Genomic DNA, 20,005 nt, shown 5'->3' with positions numbered 1-20,005 from the left:
CTGCTGATGGTTCCGGGAGGTTGTGGTCTGGGAGGTTAAAGGCGACTGTCGGTCTCGGCGTCGAACAGCGAGGCGCGCGCCGGATCGAAGCCGATGCGGATCGCATCGCCGTTGCGCAGCGTCTTGTCCGCTTCGACGCGGAAGGAGAGGATCTGGCCGCCGAGCTTGGTCCACACCAGCGTGTCGGAGCCCATCGGATCGACGATCTCGACCGTCGACTCGGCGGTGAATGGCATGGCCCGCGCCGCTTCGCCAAAAGCGATGTGCTCGGGCCTGATACCGAACACGCAAGGTTTGGCGGCACGGCCGCCGTCGCCCTCGAACTGATAGCGGCCAAGCGGCACCGACACGCCGTCGGCCTTGAACGTGGGAGCATCGCCCGCCTGCAACTCCCCTTTGATGAAATTCATCGCCGGCGAGCCGAGGAAGCCGGCGACGAAACGGTTGACCGGCCGGTTGTAGATCGTTTGCGGCGCATCAAGCTGCTGGATGACCCCGCCCCTCATGACGGCGATGCGGTCGGCGAGCGTCATCGCCTCGATCTGGTCGTGGGTGACGTAGATCATGGTATTCTCGAGCTTGCGGTGCAGCAGCTTGATCTCGACGCGCAGTTCCGAGCGCAGCTTGGCGTCGAGATTGGACAGCGGCTCATCGAACAGGAACACGTCGACGTCGCGCACCAGAGCGCGCCCGATCGCCACGCGCTGGCGCTGGCCGCCGGAGAGCGCCGAGGGCTTCCTCTGCAAGAGCGGCTCGATCTGCAGGATTTCGGCCGCGCGCGCGATGCGTTTGGCGATTTCGTCCTTGGGCACGCCGGCGACGCGCAGGCCGAAGGAGAGGTTTCTCTCGACCGTCATCTGCGGGTAGAGCGCATAGGACTGGAACACCATGCCGATGCCGCGGTCCTTCGGCTCCTCCCAGGTGACGTTCTTGCCCTTGATGAAGATGCGGCCTTCGGAGATGTCGAGCAGGCCGGCGATGCAGTTGAGCAAGGTCGACTTGCCGCAGCCCGACGGTCCAAGCAGCACGATGAACTCGCCTTCGGCGACGTCGAGATTGAGCGTCTGCAGAACCGAGACCGAGCCGAAATTCAGCGACAGGTCCTGGATCGAAACGCTGGGATCGGCGATTGCTGCTGCCATCATCATCCTTTCACCGCGCCGGCCGCGATGCCGCGCACGAAGAGCTTGCCGGAAACGAAATAGACGATGAGCGGCACGAGGCCGGTCAGGATGGTAGCGGCCATGTTGACGTTGTATTCCTTCACGCCCTGCACCGAGTTGACGATGTTGTTGAGCTGCACCGTCATCGGATAGGTGTCTGGGCGGGTGTAGACGACGCCGAACAGGAAGTCGTTCCAGATGCCGGTCACCTGCAGGATGATGGCGACGACGAAGATCGGCAGCGACATCGGCAGCATGATGCGCAGATAGATGCCCCAGAAGCCGGCGCCGTCGACGCGCGCCGCCCGAAACAGTTCCTCCGGCATCGACGTGAAATAGTTGCGGAACAAAAGCGTCAGGATCGGCATGCCGAAGATCGAATGCACGATCACCAAGCCGGTCAGCGTTCCGTAGATGCCGATCTCCCGCAGGATGATGACGATCGGATAGATCATCACCTGATAGGGGATGAAGGCGCCGACGATCAGGATGATGAAGAAGCTGTCGGCGCCCTTGAAGCGCCAGTTGGCCAAAGCGTAGCCGTTCACCGAGGCGATCGCGATCGACAGCAGCACCGACGGCACCGTTATGCGCACCGAATTCCAGAAGCCGCGTGAAAGCCCGTCGCAATTCAGCCCCGTGCAGGCGGTTGCCCACGCCTTCACCCAGGGCTCGAAGGTGATCTCCAGCGGCGGCGAGAAGATGTTGCCGAGGCGGATTTCAGGCATGCCCTTCAGCGACGTGACGATCATCACGTAGAGCGGCAGCAGATAGTAGAGCGCCACGACGATCAGCGTGCCGTAAAGGAAGATGTTGCGGCGCGACAGCACATGCCGCGGCTTCGGTCCGGCAGGCCCGGCGGCTTCGCTTGGGAGGGCACCGGCGTTGGGAAGGGAGGCTGCGACGTCAGCCACGTTTCTTGCCTCCAAATTCGAGATAGGCCCATGGCACGATGACGATAACGACGGAGAGCAGCATCATGGTCGAGGCGGCAAAGCCCTGGCCGAGGTTCTGGGCGAAGAACATGTAGTCGTAGACGTACTTTGCCGGCACTTCGGAGGCGATGCCCGGGCCGCCGCTGGTCTGCGCCACCACAAGGTCATAGACCTTGACGATGCCGGCCGCGATGATGACGAGTGTGGTGATGAAGACCGGCCGCATCATTGGGATGACGATGAAGAAATAGGTCTTCCACATCGGTATCCCGTCGACCCGCGCGGCCTTCCAAATGTCTTCATCGATGCCGCGCAGGCCGGCGAGCATCAGGCACATGATCAGCCCGGTGCCCTGCCAGAGCGCCGCGATCGAAATGCCGTAGATGACGATGCTGGAATTATAGAGCGGGTCGAAGCTGAAGCTCGTCCAGCCGAGATCGCGCACGACGCGCTGGACGCCGAAATCCGGATTGAGCAGCCACTGCCAGACGAGACCGGTGACGATGAAGGAGAGCGCGAAGGGATAGAGGAAGATGGTGCGGAACGTGTCCTCGAAGCGGATCTTCTGATCGAGCAGCGCCGCGAGGATGAAGCCGACGACCAGCGAGAAAACCAGCGAGATGACGCCGTAGATCAAAAGGTTCTCGATCGAGACCAGCCAGCGCGGCGTCGCCCACAGCCGGTAATACTGGTCGACCCCGACGAAGTTCAGCCGCGGCAACAGCTTCGAATTGGTGAAGGAATAGAGCACCGTCCAGGCCGTGCCGCCGACGAAGACCACCAGCGCGGTCAGGATCATCGGGATCGAGGCGACCTTGGCATTGAGATTGCGGAAAAGCTGGTTGGGGCGTTCGCTGTTGCTCATCTCGGCAGCCGCGCTGGGACAATGAGGACATCATGCTCCCGACCCCGAATGGGCAGGGGCCGGGAGCTGGCGGGGGCGCCGTCGATCAGTCGGCCGAAGCGATGATGTCGGCGAAGCGCTTCTGGGCCTCTTCGAGGCTCATGTCGGGCTTGGCGAAGAATTCGGAGAACAGATCCTCCTTCTGCTTCTGGCTGTCCTGCGAGAGCAGCTGGTCCGTCCACGGGATGACAGCGCCCTTGGCAAGGATGGCAAGGCCCTTCTTCATGCAGTCGTTCGCCGCGTTGAGGTCGACGTCGCCGCGCACCGGCAGTGAGCCCTTCTTGAGGTTGAAGGCGACCTGCGTCTTCGGATCGAGCAGCGTCTCGGCGAGAACCTCCTGCGCCTTGGACTTGTCGGCGTCCTTCAGCAGCGGGAAGTAGAAGGCGTCGCCACCGGTGGCGATGACCTCGTTCAGGCCCAGGCCGGGCAGGCAGGTATAGTCCTTGCCGGCGGTCTTGCCGGCGACCTGGAACTCGCCTTGCGCCCAGTCGCCCATGATCTGGCCACCGGCCTTGCCGGTGATGACGAGGTTGGTCGCCTGGTTCCAGTCCTGCACATTGGTGTTCTTGGCCATCTTGCGGGCGTCGTCGGCTGCCTTGAACACCTTGGCGATCTCGGGGCCGCCGGCGAACTTGGCGTCCTTTTCCTTGTAGACCTTGAGGAAGGCGTCGGTGCCGCCGACAGCGGCGAGCAGCACGTCGAAGGCGCCCGATGCCTGCCAGGGCTGCCCGCCGACGGCGAGCGGGATGATACCGGCCTTTTCCAGCGCCGGAGCGGCGGCCACGAATTCATTCCAGTCCTTCGGCATCGGCACGCCTGCCTTCTGGAAGGCCTCGCTCGACAGCCAGAGCCACTGCCAGGAGTGGATATTGACCGGCACGCAATAGATCTTGCCGTCGATGGTGCACGAGTCGAGCAGGCTCTTCGGCCGCACGACCTCCGTCCACTTGCCCTTTGTCGCGATGTCGGTGAGGTCGCGCATCAGACCGGCCTGGACGAGCTCTTCCGCCTGGCGGCCGTGGTTGAACTGGGTGGCGCCCATCGGATCGCCGCCGGTGATGCGGCTGATCATGATCGGCCGCGCCGTGCCGCCGGAACCGGCGATGGCGCCGTCGACCCAGTGATTGCCGGTCGCGTCGAAGGCCTTGGCGAGTTCCGCCACCGCCGCCGCCTCACCGCCCGAAGTCCACCAATGGGTGACTTCGAGGTCGGTCGCGGCCGCCGGCCCGGCGAAATTCAGCGCGACCGTGGCGGCGAACGCGGCGGTCAGGAATTTATATCGCATTTCGGTTCCTCCCAGAATCTGAAACGTTACAGATTTTCGATACGGCAAATGCCCGGCATAGGCAACCCCTCGAATGAACGCGGTGCAAAATTTTTTCGAGACGCGAACAAAATGCCCTTCTCAAGAGGGTTCAGCAGCGCCAAGCTTGGTCGATTGCTGCCAAAAACCGCTGCAAATTGAGATTTCTTTGTGATTCCAGTGGCTTTGGCTCCATCGCGTCAGCGCTGACTGCGATCATCCCGATCAACCGGCCGATCACGGACGTTGGCAATCTGTAACGTTTCAGTATATTGAACCGCGTCACGGGCTGAAAGCCGCGCAAATGTCAACGCGCACGATTGCCGGTCGGCCCTGCGGCTGCTATGCGCCTGATGGGCGGGACGAATGGACAGACGAACCAAGGACAAGGACGGCGACACGTCGGCCAAGGAACGGCCGACGCTGAAGACGCTCGCATTCATGACCGGGCTCGGCGTCACGACCGTCTCGCGCGCGCTGAAGGATGCGCCCGAGATCGGCGCCGAGACCAGGCGGCGCGTCCAGCTCGTCGCCAAGCAGATCGGCTACCGGCCGAACCGCGCCGGCGTGAGGCTGAGGACCGGCAAGACCAACGTCATCAGCCTGGTGCTCAACACAGAGCACGAGCTGATGAGCTTCGTCTCCGACATCATCTATGGCGTCACCGAAGTGATCGCCGACACGCCCTATCACCTGATCGTCACGCCCTATTCGCGCTCGCAGGATCCGCTGGATCCGGTCCGCTACCTGGTCGAGACGGGCTCCGCCGACGGCGTCATCATTTCACGCACGCAGCCCAACGATCCACGCGCCCGCTATATGCTGGAGCGTGGCATTCCCTTTGCCACGCACGGCCGCACCGACATGGGGCTGGTGCATCCCTATCACGACTTCGACAATTACGCTTTCGCCGGCGAGGCGGTGCGCCACCTAGCCGGGATGGGCCGCAGCCGGCTCGCCCTGGTGACGCCGCCCGTCGGCCTCACCTATTACGGTCATACGGTGAATGGCTTTGCCGATGCGCTGAGCGAGGTCGGCGCCAGCGAGGTGCCGTTCAACACCGTCTCCATCGACCACACCATCGAGCAGATCAGGATGCGGACCGCGCAGCTCATGCGTCGCGACAACCGTCCGGACGGCATCGTCAGCAGCGCCGCCGCCGCGACACTCGCCGTCGTCGCCGGCATCGAGGACGCCGGCTTGAAGCTCGGCCGCGACGTCGATGTGGTGTCGAAACAGTCGTCGGAACTGCTGCATCTGTTCCGGCGGGAACTGCTGGTCGTCAACGAGAACTTCCGGCTCGCCGGGTCCGAGCTCGCCCGCGCCGTGCTCGGCTGGATCGGCGGCGCCGACCCCGGCTCGCTGCAGTCACTCAGCAAGCCGAGCGAGGTCCAAGCCTACCGGCATTCGGGAGACCAGTGACGCTGCGTCTTTTGCGACGGCAATCATCAAGCAAAAGGGTTCAGCTCGGGCTTCGCGGTCATCAAGGCGACAATGAGCGCGAAGAGCATGATCATGGTCAGGCGTCCAAACAGCGCGCGTTTGTCGCCAGCAAATGCTTTGATCTCTTTGCCCGAGATGGCGCCGCGGAGCGCCGTCTGGGCCTGCGTCGCCCAGGGGCGTACGAGCTTGTGCTCGACCGCCATCAAGGCGGCGACAAGCGCAAGCGACACCACCAGCCACGGTGTCAACAGGGACCAGCCGCCAAGAAAGACAAGGACGATGCCGGCAAGCACACCGGCGCCCACCAGAAGCCCTGCAAAGCGACTGGCGAAGAAGGCCAGTCTGGCCGGCCCTTGCTGCCCTCGCCGGGCAGGGATTAACAGAAGTTCGTTCGCCACGAACGATAGCAAAGCGGCGCACATGGCGTACGCATGGATTCCTAAAACAGTTCCATAGAGCATCTGTCATCATCCAAATCGTTGGGGGAACGTCGGGTAGACATAATGCGAGCGATAGCTCACAATTGTCTACTCGCATCGGGACCGACAGGAACATGGCACCTAAGCCGCTCACGAACCCAAGGAAGAACGCCTCTCAGGAGAGGTCGCGCGCGACGGTGGACGCGCTTGTCGAAGCGACCGCTCGCATTTTGGTCCGGGACGGTTTCGACAAGACGAGCACCAACCGGATCGCCGAAGAGGCCGGCGTGAGCATCGGCTCGCTTTACCAGTATTACCCGGGCAAGGAAGCGCTTGTTGCCGCCGTCATCGATCGTCACAACCAGGAGGTCATGCAGGTCGTGCGGAGGATGTTTGCGGAGGTCGCCTCGCAGCCGGTCGAGATGGCAGTGCGCCGGCTTGTTGCCGTCGCGATCGAGGCGCATCGCATCGACCCCAGGCTGCATCGTGTCCTTGCCGAGCAGATTCCGCGCACGGGACGCCTCGAAAACGTGGAAGCCTTCAATCGCGAAGCCCACGCTCTCTTCAAGAGCTATCTCGAAAGCCACGGCGACGAGCTACGCGTGGCCGATATTGGACTTGCCGCCTTCGTGTGCGTGACTTCGATCGAAGCGCTGTCCCATACTGCGGTACTGCACAGCTCCGAGAGGCTGTCGAATAAAGCGGCCGAAACGCTCATCGATGAGGCCACTCGGCTCGTGGTCGGATATCTGAAATAGACGTTCCGCGAGAGCGGCGGCTCGTCTTACCCGCTCGCCCCGCTGCCCCAGGGGCCATGGAACGCGCCCTGCTCGCCGATGCGCTCGAAGCCATGCGCGCCGAAGAAATCGCGCTGCGCCTGGATCAGGTTCGAAGTGCCGCGGCCCTGGCGGTAGCTGTCGAAATAGGCGAGCGCCGAGGACAGCGCCGGCACCGGCGAGCCGGCCTCCGAAGCTCTCGCAACGATCCGCCTGAGCGACGGGTGCGCCTCCTTCATCATGGCGATGAAGGCCGGCGCCATCAGCAGGTTGGTGGCAGCGCCGCCCGAGCCGAATGCTTCCGCCATCGTGTCCAGCATCTGCGAGCGGATGATGCAGCCGGCCCGCCAGATCTTGGCGATGGTCGGCATCGGCAGGTTCCAGTTGAACTCTCTTGAAGCCCCGCTCATCACCGCAAAGCCCTGCGCGTAGGCGGCGATCTTGCCGGCGAACAGCGCGAGCTCGAGGTCCTTCAGCAGAGCCGCCTTGTCGCCGGCAATCTTTTCGACGCCGATATTGCCATAGGCCTTTTCCGCCGCCTGCCGTTCATCCTTGATCGAGGACAGCACGCGCGCAGCGACAGCAGCCTCGATTGCGGTTGCCGGAATGCCGAGCTGCTGCGCTTCGATCACCGACCATTTACCGGTGCCTTTCTGGCCGGCGCGGTCGAGGATGATGTCGACCACCGGCTTGCCGGTCATGGGATCGTCGGCGGCCAGAACCTTGGCGGTGATCTCGATCAGGTATGAGTTGAGCCGACCCTTGTTCCAGCCGTCGAAGACCTTGCCGATCTCTTTCGGCCCCATGCCGAGACCGTCGCGCAGGATGCCGTAGATCTCGGCGATCATCTGCATGTCGGCATATTCGATGCCGTTGTGGATAGTCTTGACGAAATGGCCGGCGCCGTCGGTGCCCAGCCAGGCGGCGCAGGGCTCGTCCTTGAACTTGGCCGAGATCGCGGTCAGCACCTTCTCGACACGCTTCCAGGAGTCTTCCGTGCCGCCGACCATGATCGAGGGCCCATGGCGGGCGCCTTCCTCGCCGCCCGACACGCCCATGCCGATGAAAGTAAGGCCTGAGCCCGACAGCTCCGAGAAGCGCCGCATCGTGTCGCGGAAATTGGCGTTGCCGGCATCGATGACGATGTCGTTGTCGGAGAGCACGCCGCGAAGTGCCGCGATCTGCTCGTCGACCGGCTTGCCCGCCAGCACCATGATGATGATCGGTCGGGGCGGCCGGATCGCGGCGGCGAGCTCGTCGAGGCTGTAGCACGGGACAACCATGTCCTTCAGTGATCCAGCGCTCTCGACGAAGGCATCGGTGCGCGAGAGCGTGCGGTTGAAGACAGCGATGCTGTGCCCATGCTCGGCGATGTTGAGCGCCAGGTTGGAGCCCATCGTGCCAAGGCCGATCAGGCCGATTTCGGCTTTTTCCATCGTTTCTTCCCTGCTTTCGGATCTTCTGTTGAGGTCGTGTTTGGCACGGATGATTGACGGGCCTTCGCGACGGCGTCAACCGCCTCGCCGAATTGTGTCGCGGTCCAGGTCAGTCGGCTCTGATATCGATTGGCGCTTCAATCTTCACCATCTCGAAATCCGAAACGAGGATATCCAGCCGGGCGTTCCAGCGGCCGGGCAGCGGGATGACGAGATTGTCGACTCGCCAGGTGCCGTCGCCGGGTTTCGTTGCCGGCCGCCTGATCGGCTCGATGCCGGAATCCGGCTTCGACAGCACCAGCGTCACCTGCTTGGCGTCGAGCGGGCCGAAATCGCCGGTCATGATCACCATCGAAGCGGCGACCTGCCCGGCATGGCCGGGGGTGATGCTGAGATCGGCCATAGCCTGCAGCGTGTGGATATGGATCGACACCGGCTGCGCGGCGGCGATCGCCAGCGCCCGCGGCGGCGGCGTGAAGCGCCAGCCGGCGGCGACGCCGAAGACGGCGAGCACGATCAGCGTCTCGATGCCGATCGAACGCACCAGCCGCCGCTGCACCTCCGTGTCGCCCGCCTCGGCCGGCGCGGTCAGCGTCCAGCGGTTCACGGAGGCGAGCGTGAACAGGAACAGCAGCAAGGCCAGCTTCAACAGCAGCAGGCGGCCATAGGCGGTGTTGATCAATGCAGCCGGGGTCTGCACCTGGATGATCGCCAGTACGATGCCGCTCGCGGCGAGCACGGCAACGACAGGCAGGATCGCCCGCGAGAACCGGCGCAGGAAAACCTTCGCCTCCGCCGGCTGGTACCGCAATGCAAGGCCGAGCGGCGCCAGCGCGCCGGCCCAAAAGGCGATGGCCGTACCGTGCAGGAACACCAGCGGCCGCGTGAGCCATTGCGGCTCGGCGGCGCTCGCATGGCCGCTGGCGGCAAGCGCCGCGCCCACGCCGACGAGCCCGGCGAGCGCAAGCAGCTTGCGCGAAGCGCGCGGTCCGGCGAGCGACAGCAAAGCAAGCCCGAGCGCGGCCAGGGCGACAAGCACCGTCCAACCGATGCTCGTCTCGAGCGCGGTCTTCCAGACGACCGGCGCAGTGAACCGGGCAAGCGGCGCGCCGAGCGCGTCCAGTCCCTGAAAGCCGAGCGAAAATGGTGCGGCGACCAGTCCGCAGAGCAGGGCAGCAATGACGAAACGCCGGCCGCACCGCCGGTCTTCGGCGAGCCAGGCGAGCGAGAACGCGCCGCCGACGCCGAGAAAGAGGCCGGCATAGAGAAGGAGCTTTCCAACCCAGATCGCTGTGCGCAGCGACCAGTCGACCGTTTCAGCAGCGAAAGGCGCGACACTTGGCGCACCGATTGAAAACAGCGCCGAGCCGCCGACCGGATGGCCGTCCTCCGAAATCACCCGCCAGCTCAGCACATGCGTGCCGGATTTGAGTGTTTCGGGATTGTCGATCGCAAGCGTCAGGCCGTCGAGGCGAGAGGAGGTCAGCGGCAGTTGTGTTCCGTCCGGACGCACGAGCGTGAGCACCAGCGGCGAAACCGGCTCGCTGAAGGTCAGCGAGAACTGGGAAGGGCCCTGCACCAGCACCGCGCCATCGGCCGGATCGGTGGCGACCAGCGCCGCATGCGCGAAGGCGCGGCCAGGCAGCACCAGCAGCGCCATGAGCATGAAAGCGGCGAGCAGGCCGCTGGTGAGAGGCCTGATGCGGAGTCCGTTCAGGCAGGCTGGGAAGGTTGCTGCGTTCATGCCGTCTTTGCGAGAAGCGGTGGCGCGCCCGAATGGGACGCGCCATCAAGAGATCATTTCTTCGGCAGCAATTTGATGCCGGGCGCGGGATTTTTCAGCGCATTCGTGTCCTGGCCCGCCCCAGGAATGTCGATCACTCGGCGTGATCTTCCATGCCGCCCATCTCGCCCATGCCTTCGACCGCGAACTCGACCGCGACGCTGCCTGCCTTCTCGAAGGTGAGCGTCGCCGGAAATTTCTCGCCCTGCTTGGGCTGCCGCTTGAGGCCGACGAACATCAGGTGGTAGCCGCCCGGCTTCAGCGCGACCTTGCCGCCGGCCGGGATTTCCAGCCCGCCGCTCACCGGCCGCATGGTCATCACGCCGTCCTTGACGCCCATTTCATGCAGCTCGGCCTTGTCGGAGATGTCGGAGGAGATCGACAGCAGGCGGTCGGGCGAGCCGCCCTTGTTGGTCACGGTGAAATAGCCGCCGGCCACCTTGGCGCCGGGCGGCGTCGCGCGCGACCAGGGATGGCCGATCTCCAGATCGCCAACCTTGAATTCATGCGCGAAGGCGCCGGAAACGCAGGCAAGCGGAAAAACAAGGACGAACGCCGCACCGGCTCTGGAAATGAAACTGGACATGGTTGCTCCATGAATATGGGATCGCGCCGTCATCCGGTCGCGAGCAGTCTGATCTTGGATGAATATTCCCGCGAAAGGTTGCGGGCCGTGCCGTCAGACCGTTGCCGGCGGCGCTCGAGGATTGGCTGGAGAGCGGTCGCGGGCGAAATCGAGATGCCGGAAGGATGGAGGCGGGAAAGCGACCGCTTCGAACGCTAGCGCTCTGGCAAGCGCGCCGGTCTCCGGCGGCGGCAGATGCGCCGGCGAAACCATGTTGCAGCCAAGCAAACAGCAAGCCGGCATGTGTTGCTGATGCGGATCGCCGCCTGGAAGCTTGGCCGCCCCTTCATGCGTGCAGATGACGTTGCCGAAGGCGTCGATCTGTGAGGATCCGCCAAAGGCGAAGGCGCCGAGCGCCGACTGCAACAACAGCAGCAGCGCCGCGACAAAGGCGGCCGGCATGCTCCATCGTCTCAGCCGGATATCCAACGGACTGCCTCTTCTCCCACCTGCCCATCGACCCTAGCACGGGCCCCGCGGCCGGAAAATCGGCAAAACCGGGCTGCGGCAACGCGGCGCGATGCGCTCGATCAGGCGGGCTGTACCTGCCGCCCTTCCGGGATGGAGCTCAGCAGCGTCTGGCGCGCCGACTTCAGGTGCTTGCGGCAGGCGACGTCCACCTTGGCGGGGTCGCGCGATTTCAGCGCCGCGATATAGGCCAGATGCTCCTGGATCGCGACCTCGTTGCGCTGGCGCTCCTCAGCCTTGTTCCACTGGTAGTGGTAGTGGAAAATCATCGCGATCACATCATAGAAATCGACGATGAAGCGGTTGTGCGAGGCGCGGTGGATCAGCCGATGAAAGCGCTCGTCGAGCTCGGAGAATTCGTTGAAGCGCGTGGCGATCTCGCTGGCGAGCTCGCGATGTTCGATCTCCAACCTGTCGAGATCGACCCATACCCCGCTGTCCTCCGGCAACGCGGCGAAGGCGCTGGCCGAGCGCAGTTCGAACATCTCGCGGATCTCCGTCAGCTCCAGCGCGAAGGCGCGGGTGAAGCCCTTCAGCACCCAGTGGCTGTTGCGCCGCTTCTCGATCAGGCCGAAGCGCGAGAAGCGGATCAGGAATTCGCGCACGCTGGTGGTGCCGACGCCGATCTCGCGCGCCAGCTCCAGCTCGTTGATCTGCATGCCGGCCTCGGCGCCCTCGGCAAGCAGCCGGCGCATGAAGGAGCGCTCGATGATCTCAGCCAGCGAATCGGTTTCTTCTTCCGGGAAGAAGTCTTCCGCCCGCGGCGATCTCAGCACCGTCTTGTTGCGCTTGTTCCAAGCGATCAGCCCGGTCTCTTCCATGCGCGAAAGGATGCTGCGCACCGTGGTGCGGCTGACGCCGAGCGACGCTCCAAGCTCAGGCTCCGACGGCAGGCTCTTGGTCTCGTCGAGCAGCCGCAGGCAGCGATTGAAGGCGTCCTTGTAGACGTTGTTGCTCTTCGACATGCCCCGTATCCCCAACGCTTGCGGCGACCCGCCGGAAGCGCGATATGATCGGTGTTCCTAGCGCAAGCCTCCGAAATGCGGAATGCTCCTGACCGGCTTGCCAAACCGGCAATCGCGCCGCCTCTGAGCGGCGCGCCGCCAGCGCTGAAAAAACAATTGACGCAAAAATGTTTTTTCACGATAAAAGACATTATCTTCAAATGGGAGGAAGTCAATCCGCCCGCACTCCCAGGATTACCCCAGGACAGCCGCCCGTGAACGCCGCAAACACCATTCTTCTCTCCCCCGCCGACAATGTCGCGGTTGCCAATGGCCGTATCGAGATCGGCGCGGCCTTGCCCGGCGGCGCGGTCGCGGCGGCGGCGATCGACCCCGGGCACAAGGTGGCGATCAAGCCGATCGCGGCCGGCGAAGCGGTGGTGAAATATGCGCAGGCGATCGGCCGCGCCACTCAAGCCATCGCGCCAGGCGAACACGTCCATTCGCACAATCTGGTGTTCGAGAGCGGACGCCTGCCCGTGGTGCCGCCAAGCGAGGCCGTGCACGCGACGGAGGCAGATCGCGCCCGCACCTTCATGGGCTACCGCCGCGCCGACGGCCGCGCCGGCACCCGCAACTTCATCGGCATCATTGCCAGCGTCAATTGCTCGGCCACCGTCTGCCACGCCATTGCCGACCAGGCGAACCGCACGCTGTTGCCGAAATATCCCGGCATCGACGGCTTCGTGCCGATCGTTCACGGCCAAGGCTGCGGCATGAGCGCGACCGGCGACGGCATGATGGTCCTTCACCGGACGCTCGCCGGCTATGCGCGCCACCCGAATTTCGGCGGCGTGCTGATGGTGGGGCTCGGTTGCGAGGTCAACCAGCTCACGCTTTACGGCCAAAAGGGCGTCGCCGCCGGCAAGCGCCATTTCAACATCCAGGAGGCTGGCGGCTCGCGCAAATCGGTCGAGAAGGCGATGGGCGTGCTGGCCGAGATCGCCGAGGAAGTCGGCCAGTTGCAGCGCGAGCCGATCCCTGTCAGCGACATCGTCGTCGGCCTGCAATGCGGCGGCTCGGACGGCATGTCCGGCATCACCGCCAACCCGGCGCTGGGCGCGGCCGTCGATATCCTCGCCGGCGTCGGCGGAATCGGCATCCTGTCGGAAACGACCGAAATCTACGGCGCCGAGCACCTGCTGGCCTATCGCGCTGCCTCGCCCGAGATCGCCGCCAAGCTCGACAGCTATGTGAAATGGTGGGAAGACCATACCGCCAAGCATGGCGCCTCGATCGACAACAACCCCTCGCCCGGCAACAAGCGCGGCGGCCTGACCACCATCCTGGAGAAGTCGCTGGGCGCCGTCGCCAAGGGCGGCCAGACCCCGCTCAACGGCGTCTTCGGCTACGCCGAGAAGGTCAGCGGCAGCGGGTTGGTGTTCATGGACACGCCCGGCTACGATCCTGTCTCGGCCACCGGTCAGGTCGCCGGCGGCGCCAACGTCATCGTCTTCACCACGGGCCGCGGTTCCTGCTTCGGCTGCCGGCCGACGCCGTCGATCAAGGTCGCCACCAACTCGACCATGTACCACCAGATGGAGGAGGACATGGACGTCAATTGCGGCGTCATCGCCTCCGGCGAGAAGACCATCGCCGGCATGGGCCGCGAGATCTTCGAGCTGATCGTCGAGACGGCGTCCGGCCGCAAGACCAAGAGCGAGGCGTTCGGCTACGGCGACAACGAGTTTGTCCCCTGGCATCTCGGCGCGACGCTCTAAGTGCTGTCAAAAATAACGGCCGGTCGAACGGCAAAGGGGAGGCTTTGATGAACAAACGCCGGATCGGCACGACTGCGCTCGAAGTGACCGAGATCAGCTTCGGCGGCGCCGCGATCGGCGGCCTCTACCGGGCCTGTCCGCGCGAGCCCGCGATGGAAACGCTGCAGACGGCCTGGGACAGCGGCTTGCGCTATTTCGACACCGCGCCCTTTTACGGCTTTGGCCTGTCCGAGCGGCGGACCGGTGACTTCCTGCGCGAGAAGCCGCGCTCGTCCTATGTGCTGTCGACCAAGGTCGGGCGCCTGTTCCGCCCGGTGCCGGAGGACCAGGTTCCCGATCACTCCTATGTCGATCCGCTGCCCTTCGCGCTCGACTACGACTATTCCTATGATGGGATCATGCGCTCGGTGGATTTCTCCTACGCGCGGCTCGGCCTCAACAGAATTGACATCCTGTTCGTCCACGACATCGGTGTCTACACGCACGGCGTCGAGAAGACGAAGCTGCATTTCCGCCAATTGATGGACGGCGGGCTGAAGGCGCTGGAAGAGCTGAAATCGTCCGGCACGATCTCCGCCTATGGCCTCGGCGTCAACGAAGTCCAGATCTGCCTCGACGTGCTGAGACGGGCGCCGCTCGACTGCATCCTCCTCGCCAGCCGCTATTCGCTGCTCGACCGCAGCGCCGAGGCCGAATTGCTGCCGCTCTGCCGCGAACGGCAGACTTCGCTGATCGTCGGCGGCGTCTTCAACTCCGGCATATTGGCGACGGGTCCGGTGCACGGCGCGCATTTCGACTATCTGCCGGCGAGCAAGGATATTCTCGACCGGGTCGATGCGATGGAGAGGATCGCTGGAGAAGGCGGGTACCCGCTGGCCGCGGCCGCGTTCCAGTTTCCGCTGCATGAGCCGGTCGTCGCCTCGGTGCTGACCGGCACGGCCAAGCCCGCCAATCTGACGCGCAATCTCGAACTGCTGGACATCAAGGTGCCTTCGGCGGAGTTCGCCAAATACGATCCCTACACGATCGTCCAGCAACTCGGTTGACATCACGCAATCGGCACCAACACCCGCTTGCATTGGTCAGACCGATGCACTATCAAAATACAGCAAATGTTTTTTATTGATAAAGTTCGTTTGGACCGCGCCTATCCAGATGGACCTTCCGCAACCTTCAACAGGCGACCTTAGGGAGGAACCTAATGAAATTCGTGACCAGCCTTCTCAACCGCCGCGCCTTCGTGGCTCTCGCCGCCGCTTCGATGCTCGCCGGCGCGATGCATTCGGCACCCGCCTCGGCGGCCGACGTGACCATCCCGATCATCGTCAAGGACACCACCTCCTTCTACTGGCAGATCGTGCTGGCCGGCGCCCGCAAGGCCGGCAAGGACCTCGGTATCAACGTGCCGGAACTCGGCGCCCAGGCCGAGACCGATGTCAACGGCCAGATCTCGATCCTCGAGAACGCCGTCGCCGGCAATCCGGCAGCGGTCGTGATCGCGCCGACCGAAGCCAAGGCGCTCGGCAAGCCGATCGACGAGGCGGCGACCAAGGTCAAGGTCATCGGCATCGACTCCAGCGCCGAATCCAAGGCTTTCACCTCCTTCCTGACCACCGACAACGTCCAGGGCGGCCGCGTCGCGGCTGACGGTCTCGCCGCAGCGATCGCCGCCGCCAATGGCGGCAAGGTCGAAGGCAAGGTCGCGCTGATCACCGCGCTTCCTGGCGCCGGCTCGCTCGAGCAGCGCGCGCAAGGGTTCAAGGAACAGCTCAAGGCGAAATATCCCGGCCTTGAGCTCGTCGCCGACAAATATGCCGACGGCCAGGCCACGACCGGCCTCAACATCGCGACCGACCTGATCACCGCCAATCCCGACCTCAAGGGTATCTTCGCCTCGAACCTGATCATGGCGCAGGGCGTCGGCCAGGCGATCGCCGAGAATAACCTTGCCGGCAAGGTTGGGCTGATCGGCTTCGACAGCGACGAGAAGCTGATCAAGTTCTTGAACGACGGCGTCATCTCCGGCCTCGTCGTCCAGGATCCGTACCGGATGGGTTACGACGGCATCAAGACCGCTTTAGCCGCCTCGAAGGGCGAGAAGGTCGAGGCCAATGTCGACACCGGCGCCAACCTCGTCACCAAGGACAACATGAAGGATCCGAAGATCGACGCGCTGCTCAACCCGAAGCTCAAGTAAGCGCTGCCATGAGTGTCGTTTCCGGGGCCATTGCGCCCCGGAAACATCCGCTGCGGGCGGCTTGGCAATTCCCCCGCTTGCTTTAGGCTCAAGATGCGCGCTCAAGACGCATCGCTGCGTACCCAAACGGTTGAGGCCAATCTGGGAGGATTGTCATGACATCGACGGCGCAGGAACTGCATCCCGCACCCACGTTGGAACCGGGCAGGACGATCCTTGAGCTGAAAGGTCTCGAAAAACGCTATCCCGGCACGCATGCGCTGAAGCCGGTGGACCTTGCCTTCAAGTCGGGCGAGATCCACGCCATCGTCGGCGAGAACGGCGCCGGCAAGTCGACGCTGATCAAGCTGCTTACCGGCGTCATGCCGCGTACCTCAGGCGAAGTGATATGGGAAGGCAAGCCGGAAGCGCTCGCCACCCCGCATGAGGCGATGGCGCTCGGCATCAATGCCGTCCACCAGGAGGTCGTGCTCTGCCGCCACCTTACCGTCGCAGCGAACATGTTCCTCGGCGAGGAGAATTCACGCTTCGGCCTGTTGCAGCAGCGCGCCATGGTCAAGGAAGCGCAGAAGATCATCGACGGCCTCGGCTTCGACCTGCCGGCGCATGTCATGCTCGGCGACCTCACCATCGGCCAGCAGCAGCTGATCGCCGCAGCGCGCGCCACCGTGCGCGGCACGAAATTCCTGATCTTCGACGAGCCGACCGCCTATCTCACCCGCAAGGAAGCCGACCAGCTTTTCAAGCTGATCCGCCGGCTGAAGGGCGAAGGTGTCACCATCATCTATATCAGCCACCGCATGGAGGAGGTGTTCGAGCTCGCCGACCGCGTCTCGGTGCTGCGCGACGGCACCCTCGTCGGCACCCGCACCATCGCCGAGACCAGCGAGCCGGAACTGGTCAAGCTGATGATCAACCGCTCGATCGAGCAGATCTACCACAAGGAGCATTTCACGCCGGGCGCGACGATCGTCGAGACGCGGAACCTCTCCGGCAAGGGCTTTGAGAACGTTTCGATGACCGTCCGCGCCAGCGAGATCGTCGGCCTTTACGGCCTGATCGGCGCCGGCCGCAGCGAATTCGTCACCACGCTCTATGGCCGCCACAAAAAGTCGACCGGACAGATCCTCTGGCAAGGCAAGGAGGTCCAGGTCAACTCCGAGCATGACGCGATAAGGCTCGGCATGGCATTGGCGCCGGAAAGCCGCCGCGACCAGGGCCTCTGCCTCAACCTGCCGGTCGGCATGAACCTCAACTTGCCGATCTACAAGCGCATCTCGAACAATCTTCTGATCTCCGGCTCGCGCGAGAAGGCCGAGGCCGACCGCCAGATCGCCGACCTGCGCATCAAGACGCCGACCCGCCATGCGCTCGCCTCCAGCCTGTCGGGCGGCAACCAGCAGAAGATCGTCATCGGCAAGTGGCTGGCGCATGGCGCCAAGCTGTTCATCTTCGACGAGCCTACGGTCGGCGTCGATGTCGGCACCAAGGCCGAGATCTACCGCCTGTTCTCGACGCTGCTGTCCAAGGGCGCCGGCATCATCCTGATCTCGTCCTATCTGCCCGAGGTCTACGAGCTCGCCGACACGCTGCATGTGTTCCGCCGCGGCAAGCTGGTCGCCACGCATGGCTTCCACACCGCCAGCCACGAGGACATTTTGAGCCAGGCGCTGGCCGAGAAACAAGAAAAGACGGGAGGACAAAAATGAGCACCGAGGCGATCCCCGCCGAAAAACCCAAGCGCAATTTCAATGCCCTGTTCGGGCTGACACTGCTTGGCCTGTTGCTCTTGATGTGGATCGTGCTGGCTGTCGCCACGCCTTCCTTCGCCACAGCGCTCAACATCACCAACCTTTTGCGCCAGGGCTCGCTGATCGCCATCCTCGCCGTCGGCCAGACCTTCGTGATCATCACCGGCGGCATCGACCTGTCGGTCGGCGCCGTGGTCGGCTTCACCACCGTCGTCGTCGCGCTGCTGATCAATGCCGGCTGGCCGATCTGGGCAGCCGTTCTGATCACCCTGCTGGTCGGCGTCGCCATCGGCCTGTTCCACGGCTTCGGCATCGTCAAGATGAGCCTGCCGCCCTTCATCATCACTTTGGCCACCATGACGTCGCTGCGCGGCATCGGCTTGCTTATGACCAACGGCAACTCGATCTCGATCAACAGCGATCCGTTCCAGGCCTTCTCGCGCGGCTCGCTGCTCGGCATCCCCTATCTGTTCTGGATGGTTATCCTGGTCGCGATACCGGCCTATGTCTTCCTGCACCACACGCGCTGGGGCCGCTACTTGTTCTCGGTCGGCTCCAATGCGGAGGCCGCGCGCCTTTCGGGCGTGAACGTGCCGCGCACGATCTTCATGGCCTATATCCTGTCCGGCCTGCTCGCCGCCTTCGTCGGCGTGCTGCTTGCCTCGCGCATCGGCATCGGCAACCCGACGCAGGGCGACACTTATGAACTGCAGGCCATCGCCTCGTCGGTGATCGGCGGCACCTCGCTGTTCGGCGCCATCGGCTCGGTGCACGGGCCGCTGATCGGCTCCTTCATCCTTTCAACGATCAACAACGGCGCCAACCTGCTCAACGTCAACACCTTCTGGCAGCGCGTCATCACCGGCGTGCTGATCATCGTCATCGTCTACTTCGACGGCCTGCGCCGTCGCGGCAAATAACCGTCCCTGAAATGACGCGCCGGCCCACCAAATTGATGGGCCGGCGCTGTCGCAAATACTGGATCAGCGCATGAAAGCCGTCGTCTGCCGCTCGCCCGGCGATCTTGTCCTCGAAGACCGCGCAGCGCCGGGCGCGCCGCCACCCGGTTGGGCGCGGGTCGCCGTCAGCCATGTCGGCATCTGCGGTACCGACTACCACATCTTCGAAGGCAAGCACCCTTTCCTCGCCTATCCGCGCATCATGGGCCACGAGGTCTCGGGCACGATCGCCGAGAGAGGCGAAGGCGTTGGCCTGGCGATCGGCGAAGCGGTGATCGTCAATCCCTACCTCGCCTGCGGCAAATGCATCGCCTGCCGGCACGGCAAGCCGAACTGCTGCTTGAAGATCGAAGTGCTGGGTGTGCATCGTGACGGCGCCATGTGCGACGAGATCCTGGTGCCGGCGCAGAACCTTTATCCGGCAAATGGTCTGTCACTGGCCGACGCGGCAGCGGTCGAATTCCTGGCGATCGGCGCGCATGCCGTGCGGCGCTCGCTTGGCGCTCCCGGCCAGTGCACGCTGGTCATCGGGGCCGGCCCGATCGGCCTCGGCACGGCGCTCTTCGCCCGCATCGCCGGGCTGGACGTCAGCCTGCTCGACATGAGCACCGAGCGGCTCGGTTTCGCCGAAAGCGAGCTCGGATTTGCAGCACTCGACGGCTCGAAAGCGCCGGCGACAGATCTGGTGCGCCAGGCCACCGGCGGCGAAGGCTTCGACCTGGTGTTCGACGCCACCGGCAACACGCAGTCGGTGCAGTCCGCCTTCGCCCATGTCGCGCATGGCGGCACGCTGGTGCTGGTCAGCGTCGTCAAGGACGACATCGCCTTCTCCGACCCCGAGTTCCACAAACGCGAGATGACTCTGGTCGGCAGCCGCAACGCGTTGCGCGCCGATTTCGACCATGTCGCCGCCTCGATCCGCAACGGCGCTGTGCCGCTCGCCAAACTGGTCACCCACCGCACGACGCTTGCCGGCACGCCGCGCGATCTCGCCAGATGGGCGCATGAGAAAACCGGCCTGATCAAGGCGGTTATCGAGGTCGGGTAACAACGACGCCGCGCAGGTCGACCCCCACTCCGTCTCGGCTTCGCCGAGCCACCTCTCCCCCGATCGACGG

At 64.1% G+C, this 20,005-nt stretch carries 18 protein-coding genes; 8 read left to right on the top strand and 10 right to left on the bottom strand.

The window, feature by feature from the left end; all coding sequences use genetic code 11:
• Positions 1-35: 35 nt before the first annotated feature.
• The 4 genes from EOA38_RS07380 to EOA38_RS07365 all read right to left on the bottom strand — a co-directional run bounded on the left by EOA38_RS07380 (position 36) and on the right by EOA38_RS07365 (position 4,287).
• Complete coding sequence (locus EOA38_RS07380) at positions 36-1,145, bottom strand: ABC transporter ATP-binding protein (protein WP_189350529.1); 1,110 nt, start codon at positions 1,143-1,145, stop codon at positions 36-38.
• Positions 1,145-2,077, bottom strand: a complete 933-nt coding sequence (locus tag EOA38_RS07375; protein ID WP_126091896.1) for a carbohydrate ABC transporter permease — start codon at positions 2,075-2,077, stop codon at positions 1,145-1,147. Before EOA38_RS07375 ends, EOA38_RS07380 begins: the two co-directional genes overlap by 1 nt.
• Complete coding sequence (locus tag EOA38_RS07370; RefSeq protein WP_126091895.1) at positions 2,070-2,963, bottom strand: sugar ABC transporter permease; 894 nt, start codon at positions 2,961-2,963, stop codon at positions 2,070-2,072. Before EOA38_RS07370 ends, EOA38_RS07375 begins: the two co-directional genes overlap by 8 nt.
• Positions 2,964-3,048: 85 nt before the next feature.
• Entirely contained in the window at positions 3,049-4,287 is a 1,239-nt protein-coding gene (locus EOA38_RS07365; protein WP_126091894.1) for an ABC transporter substrate-binding protein, read from the bottom strand.
• A 384-nt stretch (positions 4,288-4,671) separates the two neighbouring features.
• Between EOA38_RS07365 and EOA38_RS07360 the strand changes: the two genes are divergently transcribed.
• The gene (locus EOA38_RS07360) at positions 4,672-5,727 is read left to right on the top strand and encodes a LacI family transcriptional regulator (RefSeq protein WP_126091893.1); all 1,056 of its coding nucleotides are present in this window, start codon (positions 4,672-4,674) and stop codon (positions 5,725-5,727) included.
• A 26-nt stretch (positions 5,728-5,753) separates the two neighbouring features.
• Here the strand turns inward: EOA38_RS07360 and EOA38_RS07355 are convergent, their stop codons facing one another.
• Positions 5,754-6,209 carry a DUF2269 family protein gene (locus EOA38_RS07355; RefSeq protein WP_126091892.1) on the bottom strand — a complete coding sequence of 152 codons (456 nt, stop codon included), beginning with the start codon at positions 6,207-6,209 and terminating at the stop codon, positions 5,754-5,756.
• A 155-nt stretch (positions 6,210-6,364) separates the two neighbouring features.
• On the opposite strand from EOA38_RS07355, the gene EOA38_RS07350 reads away from it, so the two are divergent.
• Positions 6,365-6,925: a TetR/AcrR family transcriptional regulator gene (locus tag EOA38_RS07350; RefSeq protein WP_245464877.1), complete on the top strand. Its 561-nt coding sequence runs from the start codon at positions 6,365-6,367 to the stop codon at positions 6,923-6,925.
• 26 nt (positions 6,926-6,951) lie between these two features.
• Here EOA38_RS07350 and gndA read toward each other — a convergent pair whose 3' ends face one another.
• The 5 genes from gndA to EOA38_RS07325 form a co-directional block, all read right to left on the bottom strand.
• Positions 6,952-8,379, bottom strand: coding sequence for an NADP-dependent phosphogluconate dehydrogenase (gndA, locus tag EOA38_RS07345; protein WP_127298834.1), 1,428 nt, complete (start codon positions 8,377-8,379; stop codon positions 6,952-6,954).
• 109 nt (positions 8,380-8,488) lie between these two features.
• Positions 8,489-10,123 carry a copper resistance CopC/CopD family protein gene (locus tag EOA38_RS07340; RefSeq protein ID WP_127298833.1) on the bottom strand — a complete coding sequence of 545 codons (1,635 nt, stop codon included), beginning with the start codon at positions 10,121-10,123 and terminating at the stop codon, positions 8,489-8,491.
• A 133-nt stretch (positions 10,124-10,256) separates the two neighbouring features.
• Positions 10,257-10,748 (bottom strand): copper chaperone PCu(A)C, encoded by a 492-nt coding sequence (locus EOA38_RS07335; RefSeq protein ID WP_245464876.1) that lies wholly within the window; start codon positions 10,746-10,748, stop codon positions 10,257-10,259.
• Between the two features lie 93 nt (positions 10,749-10,841).
• Entirely contained in the window at positions 10,842-11,189 is a 348-nt protein-coding gene (locus EOA38_RS07330; protein WP_126091887.1) for a hypothetical protein, read from the bottom strand.
• A 128-nt stretch (positions 11,190-11,317) separates the two neighbouring features.
• Complete coding sequence (locus tag EOA38_RS07325) at positions 11,318-12,220, bottom strand: GntR family transcriptional regulator (RefSeq protein ID WP_126091886.1); 903 nt, start codon at positions 12,218-12,220, stop codon at positions 11,318-11,320.
• A 254-nt stretch (positions 12,221-12,474) separates the two neighbouring features.
• Here EOA38_RS07325 and EOA38_RS07320 point away from each other — a divergent pair, with 254 nt between their 5' ends.
• The 6 genes from EOA38_RS07320 (at position 12,475) to EOA38_RS07295 (ending at position 19,935) form a co-directional block, all read left to right on the top strand.
• Positions 12,475-13,980 carry an altronate dehydratase family protein gene (locus EOA38_RS07320; RefSeq protein WP_126091885.1) on the top strand — a complete coding sequence of 502 codons (1,506 nt, stop codon included), beginning with the start codon at positions 12,475-12,477 and terminating at the stop codon, positions 13,978-13,980.
• 47 nt (positions 13,981-14,027) lie between these two features.
• Entirely contained in the window at positions 14,028-15,026 is a 999-nt protein-coding gene (locus EOA38_RS07315; RefSeq protein ID WP_126091884.1) for an aldo/keto reductase, read from the top strand.
• 155 nt (positions 15,027-15,181) lie between these two features.
• On the top strand, positions 15,182-16,177 hold the full coding sequence (locus tag EOA38_RS07310; RefSeq protein WP_126091883.1) for an ABC transporter substrate-binding protein: 996 nt from the start codon (positions 15,182-15,184) through the stop codon (positions 16,175-16,177).
• Between the two features lie 155 nt (positions 16,178-16,332).
• Positions 16,333-17,886: a sugar ABC transporter ATP-binding protein gene (locus EOA38_RS07305; RefSeq protein ID WP_126091882.1), complete on the top strand. Its 1,554-nt coding sequence runs from the start codon at positions 16,333-16,335 to the stop codon at positions 17,884-17,886.
• Positions 17,883-18,848, top strand: a complete 966-nt coding sequence (locus tag EOA38_RS07300; protein ID WP_126091881.1) for an ABC transporter permease — start codon at positions 17,883-17,885, stop codon at positions 18,846-18,848. Before EOA38_RS07305 ends, EOA38_RS07300 begins: the two co-directional genes overlap by 4 nt.
• A gap of 70 nt (positions 18,849-18,918) precedes the next feature.
• Entirely contained in the window at positions 18,919-19,935 is a 1,017-nt protein-coding gene (locus EOA38_RS07295; RefSeq protein ID WP_127298832.1) for a zinc-binding alcohol dehydrogenase family protein, read from the top strand.
• Positions 19,936-20,005 lie beyond the last annotated feature (70 nt).

Source organism: Mesorhizobium sp. M1E.F.Ca.ET.041.01.1.1 (assembly GCF_003997355.1).
GTDB lineage: Bacteria > Pseudomonadota > Alphaproteobacteria > Rhizobiales > Rhizobiaceae > Mesorhizobium.
The sequence above is the reverse complement of the archived record's forward strand: the minus strand, read 5'-3'. Positions and strand labels throughout refer to the sequence as shown.